19 protein-coding genes are annotated in these 14,479 nt (G+C 68.1%); 7 read left to right on the top strand and 12 right to left on the bottom strand.

Features of this window, described 5'->3' with window-relative positions:
- Positions 1-11 precede the first annotated feature (11 nt).
- The 3 genes from LHU95_RS20750 to LHU95_RS20740 form a co-directional block, all read right to left on the bottom strand.
- Complete coding sequence (locus tag LHU95_RS20750; protein ID WP_248708860.1) at positions 12-1,370, bottom strand: HAMP domain-containing sensor histidine kinase; 1,359 nt, start codon at positions 1,368-1,370, stop codon at positions 12-14.
- Complete coding sequence (locus tag LHU95_RS20745) at positions 1,367-2,044, bottom strand: response regulator transcription factor (RefSeq protein ID WP_248708859.1); 678 nt, start codon at positions 2,042-2,044, stop codon at positions 1,367-1,369. The genes LHU95_RS20750 and LHU95_RS20745 overlap by 4 nt, the downstream gene beginning before the upstream one ends.
- A gap of 69 nt (positions 2,045-2,113) precedes the next feature.
- Positions 2,114-2,476 carry a PepSY domain-containing protein gene (locus LHU95_RS20740; RefSeq protein WP_248708858.1) on the bottom strand — a complete coding sequence of 121 codons (363 nt, stop codon included), beginning with the start codon at positions 2,474-2,476 and terminating at the stop codon, positions 2,114-2,116.
- A gap of 141 nt (positions 2,477-2,617) precedes the next feature.
- Between LHU95_RS20740 and LHU95_RS20735 the strand changes: the two genes are divergently transcribed.
- Positions 2,618-2,848 carry a hypothetical protein gene (locus tag LHU95_RS20735; protein WP_248708857.1) on the top strand — a complete coding sequence of 77 codons (231 nt, stop codon included), beginning with the start codon at positions 2,618-2,620 and terminating at the stop codon, positions 2,846-2,848.
- A gap of 400 nt (positions 2,849-3,248) precedes the next feature.
- Here LHU95_RS20735 and LHU95_RS20730 read toward each other — a convergent pair whose 3' ends face one another.
- Positions 3,249-3,770 carry a YqgE/AlgH family protein gene (locus LHU95_RS20730; RefSeq protein ID WP_248711595.1) on the bottom strand — a complete coding sequence of 174 codons (522 nt, stop codon included), beginning with the start codon at positions 3,768-3,770 and terminating at the stop codon, positions 3,249-3,251.
- A 213-nt stretch (positions 3,771-3,983) separates the two neighbouring features.
- On the opposite strand from LHU95_RS20730, the gene LHU95_RS20725 reads away from it, so the two are divergent.
- Both LHU95_RS20725 and LHU95_RS20720 read left to right on the top strand, forming a co-directional pair.
- Positions 3,984-4,466, top strand: a complete 483-nt coding sequence (locus LHU95_RS20725) for a peroxiredoxin (protein ID WP_248708856.1) — start codon at positions 3,984-3,986, stop codon at positions 4,464-4,466.
- Between the two features lie 68 nt (positions 4,467-4,534).
- Positions 4,535-5,005: a DUF1003 domain-containing protein gene (locus LHU95_RS20720; RefSeq protein WP_248708855.1), complete on the top strand. Its 471-nt coding sequence runs from the start codon at positions 4,535-4,537 to the stop codon at positions 5,003-5,005.
- A 131-nt stretch (positions 5,006-5,136) separates the two neighbouring features.
- On the opposite strand, the gene LHU95_RS20715 is transcribed toward LHU95_RS20720, so the two are convergent.
- From LHU95_RS20715 to LHU95_RS20705, 3 genes are all read right to left on the bottom strand, one after another.
- Positions 5,137-5,694 carry a DUF3576 domain-containing protein gene (locus tag LHU95_RS20715; RefSeq protein ID WP_248708854.1) on the bottom strand — a complete coding sequence of 186 codons (558 nt, stop codon included), beginning with the start codon at positions 5,692-5,694 and terminating at the stop codon, positions 5,137-5,139.
- A 100-nt stretch (positions 5,695-5,794) separates the two neighbouring features.
- The gene (locus tag LHU95_RS20710) at positions 5,795-7,222 is read right to left on the bottom strand and encodes a porin (protein ID WP_248708853.1); all 1,428 of its coding nucleotides are present in this window, start codon (positions 7,220-7,222) and stop codon (positions 5,795-5,797) included.
- 226 nt (positions 7,223-7,448) lie between these two features.
- A complete protein-coding gene (locus LHU95_RS20705) occupies positions 7,449-8,021 on the bottom strand; it encodes a thiamine phosphate synthase (protein ID WP_248708852.1) in 573 nt (190 codons plus the stop codon).
- On the opposite strand from LHU95_RS20705, the gene LHU95_RS20700 reads away from it, so the two are divergent.
- Positions 8,020-8,694, top strand: coding sequence for a YggS family pyridoxal phosphate-dependent enzyme (locus tag LHU95_RS20700; protein ID WP_248708851.1), 675 nt, complete (start codon positions 8,020-8,022; stop codon positions 8,692-8,694). The two genes, LHU95_RS20705 and LHU95_RS20700, sit on opposite strands and share 2 nt — an antisense overlap.
- Before the next feature lie 137 nt (positions 8,695-8,831).
- Here the strand turns inward: LHU95_RS20700 and LHU95_RS20695 are convergent, their stop codons facing one another.
- A complete protein-coding gene (locus LHU95_RS20695) occupies positions 8,832-9,326 on the bottom strand; it encodes a hypothetical protein (protein WP_248708850.1) in 495 nt (164 codons plus the stop codon).
- Between the two features lie 97 nt (positions 9,327-9,423).
- On the opposite strand from LHU95_RS20695, the gene LHU95_RS20690 reads away from it, so the two are divergent.
- Both LHU95_RS20690 and LHU95_RS20685 read left to right on the top strand, forming a co-directional pair.
- Complete coding sequence (locus LHU95_RS20690; protein WP_248708849.1) at positions 9,424-9,984, top strand: NifU family protein; 561 nt, start codon at positions 9,424-9,426, stop codon at positions 9,982-9,984.
- 2 nt (positions 9,985-9,986) lie between these two features.
- On the top strand, positions 9,987-10,592 hold the full coding sequence (locus LHU95_RS20685) for a malonic semialdehyde reductase (protein ID WP_248708848.1): 606 nt from the start codon (positions 9,987-9,989) through the stop codon (positions 10,590-10,592).
- A 7-nt stretch (positions 10,593-10,599) separates the two neighbouring features.
- Here the strand turns inward: LHU95_RS20685 and LHU95_RS20680 are convergent, their stop codons facing one another.
- Positions 10,600-11,466: a TIGR01459 family HAD-type hydrolase gene (locus tag LHU95_RS20680; protein ID WP_248708847.1), complete on the bottom strand. Its 867-nt coding sequence runs from the start codon at positions 11,464-11,466 to the stop codon at positions 10,600-10,602.
- Positions 11,463-12,509 (bottom strand): quinone-dependent dihydroorotate dehydrogenase, encoded by a 1,047-nt coding sequence (locus LHU95_RS20675; RefSeq protein WP_248708846.1) that lies wholly within the window; start codon positions 12,507-12,509, stop codon positions 11,463-11,465. The genes LHU95_RS20680 and LHU95_RS20675 overlap by 4 nt, the downstream gene beginning before the upstream one ends.
- Before the next feature lie 105 nt (positions 12,510-12,614).
- On the opposite strand from LHU95_RS20675, the gene LHU95_RS20670 reads away from it, so the two are divergent.
- Positions 12,615-13,490: a DMT family transporter gene (locus tag LHU95_RS20670; RefSeq protein WP_248708845.1), complete on the top strand. Its 876-nt coding sequence runs from the start codon at positions 12,615-12,617 to the stop codon at positions 13,488-13,490.
- Here the strand turns inward: LHU95_RS20670 and LHU95_RS20665 are convergent.
- Positions 13,463-13,819 (bottom strand): DUF952 domain-containing protein, encoded by a 357-nt coding sequence (locus LHU95_RS20665; RefSeq protein WP_248708844.1) that lies wholly within the window; start codon positions 13,817-13,819, stop codon positions 13,463-13,465. The two genes, LHU95_RS20670 and LHU95_RS20665, sit on opposite strands and share 28 nt — an antisense overlap.
- A gap of 3 nt (positions 13,820-13,822) precedes the next feature.
- Positions 13,823-14,446 (bottom strand): glutathione S-transferase, encoded by a 624-nt coding sequence (locus tag LHU95_RS20660; RefSeq protein ID WP_248708843.1) that lies wholly within the window; start codon positions 14,444-14,446, stop codon positions 13,823-13,825.
- Positions 14,447-14,479 lie beyond the last annotated feature (33 nt).

The following is a 14,479-nucleotide window of genomic DNA, read 5'->3' as shown; positions in this document are numbered from 1 at the left end:
CCGGACCGGCCCTACGGCACCACCCCATCCTCCGCCATGGCCAGTCGGCCGGGCAGGTCGAGCCGCACGACCAGCCCGCCGAGGCGCTGGCCCTGGCCCAGGGTCAGATGCCCATCATACAGCGCCGCCAGGTCTGAGACGATGGCGAGGCCTAGGCCTGAGCCGGGCTTGGCCTCATCCAGCCGGACGCCCCGCAGCAGGGCCGAGCCATCCTCGCCCTCCGGCAGGCCAGGTCCGTCATCCTCGACCTCGATGGCAACCCGTCCGGGCTGGTCGGACATCACCCGCACGGCCACCTGGCCATGGCCGTATTTGCAGGCATTTTCCATCAGGTTGCCGAGCATCTCGGTCAGGTCCTGGCTATCGGCGCGGATGCGCGCCTCGCCCTGGCCGGTCACTCGGATGACGATGCCGCGCGCCGCCGTCAGCCGCCGCAGCGCCATGGCGAGCGCTTCGGCGATGGCGACCGGCATGCTCTCCGCCCCCGCCGTGCCGGCCAGCGCGCCAGCCCGGGCGCGGCGCAGATGGTGCTGCACCAGGCGTTCCAGCGTGGCCGATTGTGCCCGCGCGCCGTTGATATCGCCTGATTCCAGGGCGTTGCGCAGCACGGCGATGGGGGTTTTCAGCGCATGCGCCAGATTGCCCACATGGTTGCGGGCACGGTCCACCGTCGCGCGATTCTGTTCGATCAGCGCCTCGATCTCGGCCACGAGGGGGGCGATTTCGGCCGGGGCGATGATGTCCATGTGCTGCCGCCGACCCTCGCGCACCTCAACCAGCTCCTCCTGCGTGCGGCGCAGCGGACGCAAGCCCCAGATGACCAGCAGCGCCACCACCGCCACCAACCCGGTGCCCAGCAGGGCGAAGGCCAGGATCACATTCTGCCGGAGCGAGGCGATTTCATCATCCGTGCCCTCCCGCGCCACCGCCACCTGAACCGTCAGCGGCGCGCGGCCGAAGCGCCCTTCGATCTGCACATCGCGCTCCAGCACGCGCAGCCGTTCGGAGCGCGGACCCTCCATGTTGCGCGCCCGGATGCCTTCAGGTTCGCGCAGCGGCGGGACGAGGCGCGAATCCCAGAGGGAGCGTGACGTAGCCTGGCCGCCGCCTGGCCCGGTGATCTGCCAGTAATGGCCTGAAAGCGGGCGGTCGAATTCCGGATCGGCCAGGGGGCGGGTCAGGATGGGGCCCACGGCCGGGTCGAAGGCCGCGGCCGCCACCACCGCATCGAGCAGGCTGGCCAGCCGGGCATCGGCCGCGGTTTCAATCTGCCGTTCATCGGTGCGCACCACGAACCAGCCCATCAGGCCGAGCCCGATGGCCACCCAGAGCGTGGTCAGCAGGGTGAGCCGGCGGGTGAGCGAATTCACCCAGGCGCGGCCTGGTTGCCGGGGACCAGGCGGTAGCCCTGACCCCGCACGGTTTCGATCAGCGTATCGCCCAGTTTGCGGCGAAGCCTGGCGACGATCACCTCCAGCGTGTTGGAATCGCGGTCGAAATCCTGGGCGTAAAGATGCTCCGTCAACTCCGTCTTGGAGATTGGCCGGCCCGCATGCAGCGCCAGATAGGCCAGCATGCCATATTCAAGCGCGGTCAGCCGCACCGCCTGGCCCGCGCGGGAGACGGCCCGGGCGGCGGTGTCCAGCCGGATCTCGCCAAAGACCAGCTCCGTCTTGGCAATGCCGTTGGAGCGGCGGATCAGCGCGTTCAGCCGCGCCACGAGCTCCGCCATGGCGAAGGGCTTGGCCAGGTAGTCATCGGCCCCTGCGTTCAGCCCCTCGACCTTTTCAGTCCAGGAGTCGCGGGCGGTGAGGATCAGCACCGGCATGGCGCGTTCGGCGGCGCGCCAGCGGCGCAGGACGGTCAGCCCATCCACCCGCGGCAGGCCCAGGTCGAGCACGACGGCGTCATAGGGTTCGGTTTCGCCGAGGTAGAGCGCTTCCTCGCCATCCATGGCGCCATCCACGGCGAAGCCGGCTTCGGTGAGGCCGGCACGCAATTGCTGATGGAGTTCGGGGCTGTCTTCGACGATGAGCAGGCGCATGGACCAGAAGATGCGCGGGGCTGGCGCCGACGTCCAGCGGCAAGGCCGCGCCGGATGCGATGGCGCGCGTCAGCGCATCGGCGGCCGGGGCTGGGCCTCGCCCACGGCGCGCTCCTGGACGGGGCCGCGCGAGCGGACGAGGGCGCCGGTCGCGGCATCCAGCTCCACGATGAAGACGCGGCCATTGGGAGGCAAGATCTTCAGCTCATAGAGCCATTGCGTGTCGTCCCGCTCCAGATCGGCCTCGATGACGCGGCCGCGGAAGCGGCGCTCGACCTCGGCCAGGAGGTCGGAGAGGGGGCGAATCTGCCCCGCCTCCAGCGCGGCACGGGCGCGTTCATGATCCCGTCGCTCCTGCGCCACGGATGCGGCGGGGGGGATGAGGAGGAGGACGGCGAAGAAAGACGCCAAAAGAGCGCGATAGAGCTTCATCTTCAAGAATTGAGACTTTGCGGCTGAACGAAGGCTGAATCATGGCCTCAGTCCGTGTTCAGGAAGGGGCGGGTAGAAACACTCAACCGAAAGTTGCCGCGGATTCGCGGGTCGCCTCGGGCGGTATCGGAGTTGGGAATGATGATCAGCAGTCTTGTACATATTTCGCCGCATCTCCTGGGCGCCTTCATGTTGGCCCTGGCCTGCGTTCCCCTGGTGTTCGTGTGGCAGGATAGCCGCCGCCGGGCGAGCGAGAAACAGCGGATGAGCCAGTTGCGCCGCGATGCGCGCCTGGCGGCGGAACTTCGCACCCGCGCCGGTGAGAGCTCCGACCGGCTGGTGGAAGGCTGGGCTGGCGGCACGCAGCGCTGACCAGCCTGCGCCCGAATTCGGGCGCCGCACGGCCGTGGCCTTCTGGTCACTGGGCCGGTCTTGAGGTTTCTTTCTGCAAAACCATCCTCTGATCTGCGCTCATGGGCGCTCTCGTTCCGCCGGCCGCGGCTGCCTCTGGGCAGGATCTTCACGCCTGCCGTCCGGCCGGTTTTTCCTCGGCGGGGGTGAGGCCTTGGCAGGCCGTTGAAGACATCGAGGCAGCGAAAAGGCTTTGACCTCTCGCGTTGTCTCCGCTCTCCGGCCAACCCCACCAGGAAACCCGGTTTTGTGGATTTGCGGTGGTAAAGGCCCCTGGATGAAGGTGCAGGAAACGAGTTTCCTGCCGAGGCCTCGAGAGGCCAGCCCCTCGATCCCATCACCGAGATCTTCCAGCAGGCTGCTAGGCCCGCCCCGCCGCCCCCGAGAGCAGCAGCGGGTCCACCTTCAGCTTCGCCAGCGCCCGCCGCCAGCGCGTCGCATCCTCCCCGCCGAAGATCAGATCCTCATCCGGGGCCACGTGCAGCCAGTCATTGCGGGCGATTTCGCGCTCCAATTGCCCGGCACCCCAGCCTGCATAGCCCAGTGCCAGCAGACCCTGGCGCGGCCCGCCGCCGGCGGCGATGGCCTTCAGCACGTCCAGGCTCGCGGTCAGGGTCACATCGCCCGTCACCACCATCGAGCCCTCGGCCTGCCATTCCGCGCTGTGCAGCACGAAGCCACGGCCTTCTTCCACCGGGCCGCCATTGACCATGCGGATGCTGCGTTGCGGCGGCAACGGCTCCACGCCGATCTGCTTCAGCAGCGCCTCGAAGCTGAGGGTCGGGATGGGCTGATTGAGAATCAGCCCCATGGCGCCATCGGGCGAATGTGCGCAAAGGCAGATCAGGCTCCCCGCGAAATTCGGGTCCTGCAGATGCGGCATGGCGATCAGCAATTGCCCGGCCAAGGCGCTGCGGTTGCGGCCAGGCGGGTTGGGGGGGCTTGGGTTCGGCTTGCCGGGCCGCCCCTTGGCCGGCTTGGGATCACGGGGGGACATGGCATGAATGTGGCGCGGCAGCCGCTCCGCCGCAAGCGTGACAGCCCGCGCGGAACCGCCTAAACCAGGACGCTCAACCCCCCTCGGAGGCACTTCCGGATGACGATCAAGGTCGGCGACAAAATCCCCTCGGCCAAGCTCATGCAGGCCACGGCCGATGGCCCGCAGGAGGTCTCCACCGAGGAGTTCTTCGGCGGCAAGACCGTCGTGCTGTTTGGCGTGCCTGGCGCCTTCACGCCCACCTGCTCGGCCAAGCACTTGCCCGGCTTTGTGAACCACGCCGCCGAATTCACCGCCAAGGGCGTGGACACCATCGCCTGCATGGCCGTGAACGACGTCTTTGTCATGGGCGCCTGGGGCAAGGATCAGGGGGCGGCCGGCAAGGTCGCGATGCTGGCCGATGGCAGTGCCGCCTTCACCATGGCGATGGGCCTGGAATTCGACCTGACGGCCCGTGGCCTGGGCATGCGCTGCCAGCGCTTCGTGCTGATCGCCAAGAATGGCGTGGTCACCCATGTGGCCGTCGAAGAGCCGGGCGCTTTCGAGGTCAGCAAGGCCGAGACGGTTCTCGCCGCTCTCTGAGCCGCGCTGGAGGCAACCATCGGGCGCATGGGCGCGCTATCCTGGCGAGTTTCGCCCGGAGAATGCCCATGCCCCGCTTCCAGATCACGCCTGAGGAACAAGCCACCCTGCTGGCGCTGCGGGCCGAGCGGCCCGCGCGCAGCGTCGCGGCCATGCCGCCCGGCACCGGCCAGCGCGTCGCCGATGCCGTGGCGCGGATCGTCGGCTCCTGGCGTTTCATCCTGATCCAATCCACGCTGCTAGCCATCTGGATCGGCCTGAACATCACCGCTGTGATCGCGCGCTGGGATCCTTATCCCTTCATCCTGCTCAATCTGGTCCTCTCCTTTCAGGCGGCCTACACGGCGCCCATCATCATGATGAGCCAGAATCGCGCCTCGGAAGTGGATCGGCGCAATGCCGAGTCCGACTACCGGATCAATGTGAAGGCGGAGCTGGAGATCGAGGCGCTGCACGCGAAGATTGACGCGCTGCGCGAGCAGGACATCCTGAAGATGCTGGGGATCATCGAGCGGCTGGTTGAAATCAGATCCGGCTGAGCCCGGCACGCATGCGGCGCTTCAGGCGAGACGCTGGGTGCTCTGCCCCTTCGCCAGGCGCCATCGGCCAGTTTCACCCGGCCAAGCGAGGCGATGGATCGGCTTGGCGGGCGCGTGCAGAAGCCCGTTGTTCAGCGCCCGGCTGACTGGCTACGCAGTTCGCGCGCGCGGGCGAGGACGCGGTCTTCCATTTCGGAATTCGTGGCCGTCGAGGCCGGGGCATCCACCCACTGGTTGCCGCGCTGAATTTGCCGGAACACCTGCACCCGCACGCCATCTGAACGCAATTGCCGGCCGATCACATAGGCCGTGGCTTTGAAGCGCTCGCCCTCGGCCTGGGGGGGGGAATACCAGTCGGTGATGACGACGCCGCCGAAGGGGTCGGCACTGGCCAGCGGCATGAAGGAGAGAGTGTCCAGCGTGGCGCGCCACAGGAAGGCGTTGACCGTCATCCCACCGCCACCCGCGGCCGCTTCCTGAGCCTGGCGGGAGCGATCCACACCGAAGACGACGATGCCGGAATTGGTGGCCGCGCCGGTCTGGCGCAGGGCCAGCTCGCGGCGGTTATCGGTGCCGTATTCTTCATTCTGCACCTGCCGCCCACCGGAGCAGGCGGCCAGGAGGGGCAGGGCCGCACCCAGCAGGAGAACCGGGCCGAGCATCCGAATCGGGCGTGCGATATGCGTCATGGCACGGAGGCTTAATGGAGCGACGCCGAAAAGAAAAGGGGCGGCGGGTTTCCCCGCCGCCCCCTCTAGTCACGAGTTGTGACGTGGTGTGAACCGGGCCTCAGAAGGCCAGGCGCACGCCCGTCAGGAACACGTTGCTGAACGCACGGCTCTGGATGCCACCGCGGTTCGGGTCGAGGTCACGGCCCTGCTCACGCACCGAGTAGTAGACATACTCGGCGATCAGATCCATGCCGGGAGCCAGACGGTAGTTGGCACCAGCGCCCATGCCCCAGCGACGCATCATGGCGGCGTTGGTGGAGGTGCCAGCAACAACCGGCGTGCGAGCCACAGTGAAGCGGTTGCCCACATCGGTGAAGGTATCGCGGTTGCCGCCCTCAAAGAGGCCGGTCACGAAGTTGGCACCAACGGTGATCGGCCCGGCGACGTACTGGCCACCGACAACGATCTGCTCCGCCTGACGGTCACCACGCAGGGTGTTGCCCCAGAAGAAGTTGTAGTCGCCGTAGGTGTAGTTCGCGCCAACCGTGAAGCCGGCATAGCTCGCCTGCACACCAGCCTGCCAGATGTTCATGTTGTTGAACACGGTCTGCTGAGCGCCGGCGGTCGTCAGGTCACGGGCAGCGCCCGCGCCGATGTAGCCGACGGTGGCGGCAACGCCGACGCCACCCAGATTACCACGCCAGCGAGCCGCCAGCTGGTATTCGTTGCGGCGAGCAGCCTGCTCAGGACCAGCAGCGTAGATGCCGAAGTTGCGGGCGCCGGTGAAAGCCGTGGCGCGATCGCAATAGCCGGAGTTGCCGTTGTTCGGGCAGCCGACGTCTTCACCGGTGTTCGCGTTCGGGGCGAAGGACGCACCGAAGTCGAAGCCAGCCCACTGCGGCGTCATGTAGATGATCTTGGAAGCATCACCCAGACCGCCCGGAGCGGTCGTCGTGCGGCCGCCAGCCTGGCGGGTCACGAAGGACTCCCACGAACCATGCACGCCACCCGTGCCGAAGCCCTGCACCCAGCCCGAGTTCATCAGGCCGCCCATCACGCCGTCTTCGTCGCCGAAGCGAATCTGACCAAAGCGCGGGTGGGCGATGAAGGCGTACATTTCGTCAACGGCGACGGTGGTCTTGCCGGCCGAAGCGCGGCCCTGCACCACCTGACGGCCTTCGATGCCGCTGCTGTTCAGCGAGATCGTGGCGCCGTAGGTCAGGCCATTGGCCAGCTTGCCGTTCACGATCACGTCAATGCCGGCATCGGTCGAGATGTCGTGCTTGCCGAGGCGCGCCTGGTTGTTGGTCGCCGTCGTGCTGGGCGCAACGCCCGGCAGGTTCTCAGTGCCGCCGCCAACATTCACCGGCAGGCCGGTCGAAGTGGTGGACTGGGCGCTGCTCTGTTGCGTGTAGCCATAATAAGCCCGGAAGAAGCCGCCGAGACGAACGGTCGGCGCTTCCTGAGCGGAGGCCTGGGGTGCCATAACGGCAGCGCCCACGACCGCCGAGACGACTGCCGTCGTGCCCAGCAAAATCTTGCGCATGTTATACTCTCCTCACATGCCGGACACAGCCGGCTGGTTCCCCTGACCCTCTCCCTCCATCGCTGGAAGAAGCCGTAACCCTCCGGGTTGCAAAGGAACCAGCCAGGGCTGGATACGCATCACAACCCAATGATCACTGGGTCCGGCGCGGACTATGCGTCGGCGGATTGCGCCCCGGCAACCGGCTTCATCGCCCAGGCGCGACTTCCCTGAGACACTGTGTCTCTCAAGACACATCTCCCCAAACCGCGATCCCGGCCCACCCCACCGCCAATGGGCGGGGCAGGCGCCGCATGGCCCGGGCCGACATGCCCCCCAGCGCCACCGCCGGCCGCCGCGCCGCCCGCGCCAATGCGGCCCAGCGCAGCGGGCCGAGTGCCGCGGCCCCGGGATGGCTCGCCGTGGCAAAGACCGGGGAGACCAGGGCCAAATCCGCGGAAATCCGCCGCGTCCGCGCGATTCCGGCCCGTCCGTGCAGTGCCGCCGAAAGCCAGCGCCCCCGCCGGTTCAGCAGGAAGGGCAGCAGGTCCCGCGTCGGCGTCCGGTCCGGCACATGCAGCCCGGCGCCCAGCCGCAAGGCGAGCCGCCCCTCCCCCGAGACCAGCAGGACCAAGCCCCGCACCCGGCAGAGCCGCGCCACCCGCCGGGCCACCTCGGGGGCCGCGCCACGCAGCAGCACCGCCGCCCCGCGCGGCAGGCGCGCGACCATGGCGCTGGGGTCGGGCAGCCGAATCGGGTCGCTCAGCAGCCAGGTGGCCGGGATGGCGCTCCCGCCACGTCGCCCTATTCTATGTGGCATGTTCGAAGACATCGCCGCCAAGCTGACCGAAATCCGCGCCCGAATCGAGGCCGCCACGCAGATGGCCGGCCGCGCGCCCGGTTCGGCGCAGCTCGTTGCCGTCTCCAAGACGAACCCGGTGGGGGCGGTGGAAGCGGCTTTGGCCGCGGGGCAGCGCCTGTTTGGCGAGAACCGCGTGCAGGAGGCCGCCGGCAAATTCCCCGGGCTGCGCGCGGCCTGGCCCGACCTGCGGCTGCACATCATCGGCCCGCTGCAAACCAACAAGGTCCGCGACGCGGTGCGCCTGGCCGACGTCATCGAAACCCTGGACCGCCCGAAGCTTGCCCTCGCCCTGGCCGAGGCCATCCAGAAAGAAGGCCGGCGGCCGGCGCTGCTCATCCAGGTCAATACCGGCAACGAACCGCAGAAGGCCGGCATTCTCCCCGCCGAGGCCGACGCGTTCATCCGGCAATGCCTCACCGAATACGCACTGCCCGTCACCGGCCTGATGTGCATCCCCCCGGCCGAGGAAGATCCGGGCCCACACTTCACCCTTCTCGCGCAACTCGCCAACCAGCACGGCCTGCAGACCCTCTCCATGGGCATGAGTGGCGATTTCGAGACCGCCATCCGCCACGGCGCCACCCATGTCCGCGTCGGCTCGGCCATCTTCGGCGCGCGCGCACCGGCCTGAGAGAGAGCGTCCTGGGGAGGATGCTGTCCTCCCCAGGACGCTCCCTCCAATGGCCCCAACTCATGACGGGTCCAGGGGCGTCACGCCGCTGGCGGTGAGGGTCTGGGAGAGGCAGCGCCTCTCCCAGGGAGTTCCCCTCACACCAACGCCCGCGCCGCCGCAGTTGCGGCGGCCAGGCGGGTGGGGTTGGCCAGTTCGGACCAGCGTTGGTAGGCGGCGTTCACATCGGCGCTTGCGACGGGCTGGCGGGCGAGGGTCAGCGGGTCGGGCTCGCCGGCCATGGCGGCGCGGATGCGCTCCAGTGGCTGCGTCATCTCGATGGCGGACATCACGCCCGCCAGCGCCATGCCGAGTGGCCCGCCGGTGATGCCGGCCCCCAGGGCGCGCATGGCCGGGTGGATCTCGGTGCCCGTCACCGCCCGGTAGATCATGCCCACCCCCGGCAGATGATGCAGGGGGTTGAGGCCTTGCAGCACCTCGTCGAAGGCCAGCTCGCCTGGGATGGGGATGGCTTCGTCGGGGCCGAGTTCGGGGCCGCGATCGGGCGGGCCTGGCAGATTCAGGCTGCCGGGCGGGCGGAAGGCGAGGCGAATGGGGTCCAGCATGTCGGGCTCCGGGGGCGGGTCTGCCATGGGGCTGCTGCAAGGCGCTTGCCAGGGTGTTTGACTTGTCAGCCCAGGCAATCCGGACCACATAGGTCCTGTAGAAAAAAGCCGTCAGGGACCTGCTATGTTCATCGAAACCGAAAGCACACCGAACCCCGCCACGCTGAAATTTCTCCCCGGGCGCGATGTCATGGGCCAGGATGGCACGGCTGATTTCGTGGTGGGGGATGATGCCAAGCGTTCGCCGCTGGCCACGCGGCTGCTGGCCCTTGAAGGTGTGGCACGGGTGTTCTTCGGCGCCGATTTCATCACGGTCACGAAGTTCGACATGACGGAATGGCAGGCGCTGCGCCCGCAGGTGCTGGGCGCCGTGATGGAGCATTTCCTGGCCGAATTGCCGGTCATCGAAGGCGCTGGCGAGGATGCGGCCGAGGATTTCGACCCCGCCGATGCCGAGGCCGTGGCCCAGATCAAGGAATTGCTCGACAGCCGGGTGCGTCCGGCCGTGGCGGGCGATGGCGGGGATATCGTCTTCCGCGGCTTCCGCGACGGCATCGTGAAGCTGAAGATGCAGGGTGCCTGCTCGGGCTGCCCCTCCTCGCGCGCCACCCTCAAGCATGGTGTCGAGAACATGCTGCGCCACTATGTGCCCGAGGTTCAGGGCGTCGAGCAGGTCGAGGCCTGAGCATGGCCGAGGCCCCCATGCTTCAGGCGCTGGACGCCGCCGCCCTGGACCAGATTTTCCGGGAGGCGCGGACCCAGAACAAGTGGCAGGACAAGCCGGTGGCAGAGGAAACTCTCCGCACCCTGTATGACCTGCTGAAATGGGGCCCGACCAGCGCCAACTCCTCCCCCGCGCGCTTCGCCTTCATCACCTCGGATGCGGGGAAGGCGAAGCTCAAGGAGGCCCTTTCGCCCGGCAATATCGAGAAGACGATGACCGCGCCGGTCACCGTCATCGTGGCGCATGACCCGAAATTCTATGACCAGCTGCCCAAGCTGTTTCCGCATGCCGATGCGCGCAGCTGGTTCGCCGGCAATTGGTCGCTGGCGGATACCACGGCGATGCGCAACGGCACCTTGCAGGGCGCCTACCTGATGATCGCCGCCCGCGCCCTGGGGCTGGATATCGGCGCCATGAGCGGCTTCGACAACATGAAGGTGGATGACCTGTTCTTCGCCGATACCGGCTGGAAATCCAACTTCCTGGTCAATCTTGGCCATGGCGATCCGGAAGGCGTCTTCGCGCGCAGCCCGCGCCTCGACTTCGACGAGGCCTGCCGGATCCTCTGACCGCGTTCTACCAGCGCAGGCTGCGCAGGGCGGCGATGGGGGCCTCGCCCTCCTCGGCCAGCACATGCGCCAGCAGGCCTGGCGACGGGTCCTGGCCATGCGCATCCGCCGTCAGGCCCGTCAGCGCCCATAGGCTGTCAATGCCGGCATTGCGCGCGCCCGCGAGATCGGTGTGCGGGGTATCGCCAATGGCCAGCACGCGGCTTTTGTCGGCCATGCCCAGCAGATCCATGACCGGGCCATAGACGGCAGCATCGGGCTTGCCGGCCTCGAAGACATCGCCGCCCCATTCCAGATAGATGTCCGCCAGCGCGCCGGCGCAGATCAGCCGGTCCCCTGCCACCATCACGGCACGGTCGGGGTTGACGCAGAGCATGGGCAGGCCGGCTTCGAAGCAGGCGCGCAGCTCATCGCGATAGGGCTCGACGGATTTGGATTTGCGCTCGGGGTCGGGGCCGGTGTTGAGCAGGAAATGCGCATCCTCGGGCCGCTTCACCAGTTCTGCGGCGCCGTCTTCCACCACGGAGAGATCCCGCTCCGGGCCGATGTGATAGGCGCGGGGCCCAAGCTTCGCGAACCAGGGCAGCTGCCGCTCCTTCAGCCACAGCCAGGACACCTCGCCCGAGGACATGATGCCGGCATAGAGATCACGCTCGATGCCCATGCCATCCAGCATGGTCTGGATGAACCAGCCGCGGCGGGGCGCATTGGTCAGGAAGACCACGCGCTTGCCGCGCGCCTTCAGCTCCGTCAGGCAATCCAGCACGCCGGGATAGGGCTGGCGGCCATCATGCACCACGCCCCAGAGGTCCAGCACATATCCGTCATAGCGGTCGGCCAGGGGGGCGAGATTTTCGAAGATCTGGATCGTCATGCGTCCGCACCTACCGCATCGGCGACATGGGCGAAACCATCGCGGGCCAGCAAATCCGAGAGTTCACGCTTGATGCGGCCGATCAGCGCTGGCCCGCCATAGGCGAAGCCGCTGTAGAGCTGCACGAGGCCGGCCCCCGCGCGGATCTTGGCATAGGCCTGGGCGCCGCTGGAAACGCCGCCCGCACCGATGAGTGCCAGGCGGCCGCCGGCCAGGCGATGGGCCCGGGCCAGCATCTCCGTTGAGCGCGCGAAGAGCGGCGCGCCGGAGAGGCCGCCGGCTTCGGTCCGGTTGGGGGAAACCAGCGTGTCCGGCCGGGCGATGGTGGTGTTGCTGATGATCAGCCCGGCCACGCCATTCGCCACGCAGACCTCGATGATCGGCGCCAGCGCATCCTCGGCCAGGTCGGGCGCCAGCTTCACCAGCACGGGTTTGCCCAGGGCGCGCGGTGCCACCGCATCGAGGATGGAAGCGAGGCGCTCCTCGCCCTGCAAATCCCGCAGTCCGGGCGTGTTGGGGGAGGAGATGTTGATCGTGACGTAATCCGCATGCGGCGCCACGGCGCGGCACAGGGCGGGGTAGTCACGCTCGGGGTCGGCACCTTCCTTGTTCACGCCGACATTGGCGCCCAGCACGCCGGGCAACGGCCGCGCCAGGCCTTGGAGGCGCGCCAGATAGGCATCCAGCCCCGCATTGTTGAAGCCCATGCGGTTGATGACGGCCGCATCCTCCGTCAGGCGAAACAGGCGCGGGCGTGGATTGCCGGCCTGGGGACGCGGCGTGACGGTGCCGGCCTCGACGAAGCCGAAGCCCAGGCGCAGCAGCGGCAGGACCGCCACCGCATCCTTGTCGAAGCCGGCAGCGAGGCCGATGGGATTGCGGAATTCCAGCCCCAGCACGCGGGTGGCGAGGCGGGGCGCATCAGCCGCGCCGTCGCGCCCGGCGAGGCCAAGGGCGAGGCCCCGCAAGGCCAGGCCATGCGCGGTTTCAGCGTCAAGCCCGCGCATCAGGGGCATCAGGGCGGAGGCGAGGGAAGGGGTCATGCGCGGCTGAATACGGCAGAACCGCCGCGGAACGAAACCCACGCCGCGTTGACAGCGCAGGGCCGGGACGCGAAACCCACGCCACACACGGCAAAGGACAAGATGGTGCGCGGCCCGCTCCTGCTCATGGCAGGCATCGGCCTGTTCGGGCTGCTCGATGCGAACAGCAAGCTGCTCGCCGGGGATTTCTCGGCCGCGCAGGCAATTTTCCTGCGCCATGCGGTATTGCTGGGGCTGCTGCTGGCGCTGCGCGGCAGCTTCGGCTGGCCGGGCGGGCCGTTCCGTACGGCACATCCGCTGCTGCATGGGCTGCGCGCCTGCTCGATGCTGACGGCGGGGCTCACCTTCTATGTGGCGGTGCGTTACCTCAGCCTGGCAGATGCCTATCTGATCTTTTTCACCGCCCCCTTCATGACGCTGCTGCTGGCGCGGATCTTCCTGAAGGAGCGTGTGCCCCGCGCCGCCTGGCTGTGGTCTGGCGTCGGCTTTGGCGGCGTGATGATCGCCCTGGCCCCGCAGCTGGGCGAGGGCGGCAGCCTGATCGGCTTTGCCTGCGCGCTGCTGGGCACCGTGGCCTATGCAGTGAACATCACGCTCAATCGCGGCCTCCGGGCCGAGCCGGGGATCGCGCGGCTGGTGCTCTGGCCCTCGCTGTTCGGCGTGCTGGCGACGGGGCCCTTCGCCGCCTGGTACTGGGCCGCGCCGAGTGCGCTTGAATGGGTGCAATTGCTGGTGAATGGGCTGCTGGCGGGCGGCGCCACCATCCTGCTCGCCCTGGCCTTGCGGCATGGCACGCCGGCGCGCCTCGCCCCCTTCGAATTCATCGCGCTGCCGCTCTCGGTCACGCTGGACCTGCTGGTGTTCGGCAATCGCCCGGGGCTGGAGGTGATCCTGGGCGGCGCCGTCGTGGTGCTGGCCTGCGTGATGAGCGAGCGCGCCGTCTCACGCGCGCATCATGGGATCTCCGGCGGAAAGAGATGAGCCCCCGCCGCGTCCAGCGTCACGGGGATGGCGCGCCGGATCGCGGCCAGCGGCAAGGGGGCGTAGAGATGCGGAAACAGCCCGGGCCGGCTGCCGCCCGCGGCAGGTTCCCATTTCAACGCATGCCCCAGTGCGCTGGCCTCGGCCTCGATCATCCATAGATCGGCTACACCGGCGCGATGCTTGGCGGCACTGGCGCGCAGCTGCGATGCGGTCGAGAAATGCAGGAACCCGTCCCGCCGGTCATCACTGCTGCCATGATAGGCGCCAGCGGCTTCGGCGGCGCGCCAATCGGCCTCGCGGATCAGGGTGTAGATGAAGGATTCCATGGGTTAAGGCGCGAGCTCTTCGGCGATGGCCTTTCGCACATTCGGCAGCGCCGCCATCCGCGCGCGATGTTCGATCACGCGCGGGATGCGCGCGGGATCGACGCCATCCGCCTCCAGCCATTGCGCCAGTGTGAACAGGTAAGGATCAGCGACGGTATAGGCCTCGCCCATCACCCAGGGACCTTTCAGCAGGAGGCGATCGATCAGCTCGAAGGCGGCGCCGACGGATTGCGGCACCTTGCGCTGCATGTCGGCGAAGGAGGCGGGCTCATCGGCCCAGCGATGGCCGCGCATGCGGTGCGCGTGGGCAACGTGCAGCGTCGAACAGAGATAACTGTTGAAGGACTGCATCTCAGCAAAGGCGAAGGCATCGTCAAGCGGTGCGAGCTTCGCCTCAGGAAAGCTCTGGGCGATAAAGGCGAGCATGGCCGGTGTCTCACTCAGCAGGCCGCGCGGCGTGGCCATGATCGGCACCCGTGCCTTGGGGTTGATCGCGACGTAATCCGCCGACTTCTGCTCCTCCGTGTCAAAGTCGATCCGCTTCAGCGCATAGGCCGCGCCGGCATCCTCCAGCGCGATATGCGAGGCGAGGGAGCAGGTGTGCGGGGTGTAGTAGAGCGTGAACATGACATCAGCATCCCCGAACCGAGCTTCTCCGGC

The sequence above is a fragment of the Sediminicoccus sp. KRV36 genome, assembly GCF_023243115.1.
In the GTDB taxonomy this organism is placed as follows: domain Bacteria; phylum Pseudomonadota; class Alphaproteobacteria; order Acetobacterales; family Acetobacteraceae; genus Roseococcus.
This window is presented reverse-complemented; position numbering and strand designations above follow the sequence as displayed.

Excerpts from the sequence above, each read along its gene's own strand:
- LHU95_RS20745 (WP_248708859.1), bottom strand. The coding sequence starts at position 2,044 with ATGCGCCTGCTCATCGTCGAAGACAGCCCCGAACTCCATCAGCAATTG.
- LHU95_RS20710 (WP_248708853.1), bottom strand. The coding sequence starts at position 7,222 with ATGCGCAAGATTTTGCTGGGCACGACGGCAGTCGTCTCGGCGGTCGTG.
- LHU95_RS20720 (WP_248708855.1), top strand. The coding sequence starts at position 4,535 with ATGCCCCGCTTCCAGATCACGCCTGAGGAACAAGCCACCCTGCTGGCG.
- LHU95_RS20705 (WP_248708852.1), bottom strand. The coding sequence starts at position 8,021 with ATGCCACATAGAATAGGGCGACGTGGCGGGAGCGCCATCCCGGCCACC.
- LHU95_RS20740 (WP_248708858.1), bottom strand. The coding sequence starts at position 2,476 with ATGAAGCTCTATCGCGCTCTTTTGGCGTCTTTCTTCGCCGTCCTCCTC.
- LHU95_RS20665 (WP_248708844.1), bottom strand. The coding sequence starts at position 13,819 with ATGGAATCCTTCATCTACACCCTGATCCGCGAGGCCGATTGGCGCGCC.
- LHU95_RS20700 (WP_248708851.1), top strand. The coding sequence starts at position 8,020 with ATGTTCGAAGACATCGCCGCCAAGCTGACCGAAATCCGCGCCCGAATC.
- LHU95_RS20680 (WP_248708847.1), bottom strand. The coding sequence starts at position 11,466 with ATGACGATCCAGATCTTCGAAAATCTCGCCCCCCTGGCCGACCGCTAT.
- LHU95_RS20660 (WP_248708843.1), bottom strand. The coding sequence starts at position 14,446 with ATGTTCACGCTCTACTACACCCCGCACACCTGCTCCCTCGCCTCGCAT.
- LHU95_RS20690 (WP_248708849.1), top strand. The coding sequence starts at position 9,424 with ATGTTCATCGAAACCGAAAGCACACCGAACCCCGCCACGCTGAAATTT.
- LHU95_RS20685 (WP_248708848.1), top strand. The coding sequence starts at position 9,987 with ATGGCCGAGGCCCCCATGCTTCAGGCGCTGGACGCCGCCGCCCTGGAC.
- LHU95_RS20725 (WP_248708856.1), top strand. The coding sequence starts at position 3,984 with ATGACGATCAAGGTCGGCGACAAAATCCCCTCGGCCAAGCTCATGCAG.
- LHU95_RS20715 (WP_248708854.1), bottom strand. The coding sequence starts at position 5,694 with ATGACGCATATCGCACGCCCGATTCGGATGCTCGGCCCGGTTCTCCTG.
- LHU95_RS20675 (WP_248708846.1), bottom strand. The coding sequence starts at position 12,509 with ATGACCCCTTCCCTCGCCTCCGCCCTGATGCCCCTGATGCGCGGGCTT.
- LHU95_RS20695 (WP_248708850.1), bottom strand. The coding sequence starts at position 9,326 with ATGGCAGACCCGCCCCCGGAGCCCGACATGCTGGACCCCATTCGCCTC.
- LHU95_RS20730 (WP_248711595.1), bottom strand. The coding sequence starts at position 3,770 with ATGCCGCATCTGCAGGACCCGAATTTCGCGGGGAGCCTGATCTGCCTT.
- LHU95_RS20735 (WP_248708857.1), top strand. The coding sequence starts at position 2,618 with ATGATCAGCAGTCTTGTACATATTTCGCCGCATCTCCTGGGCGCCTTC.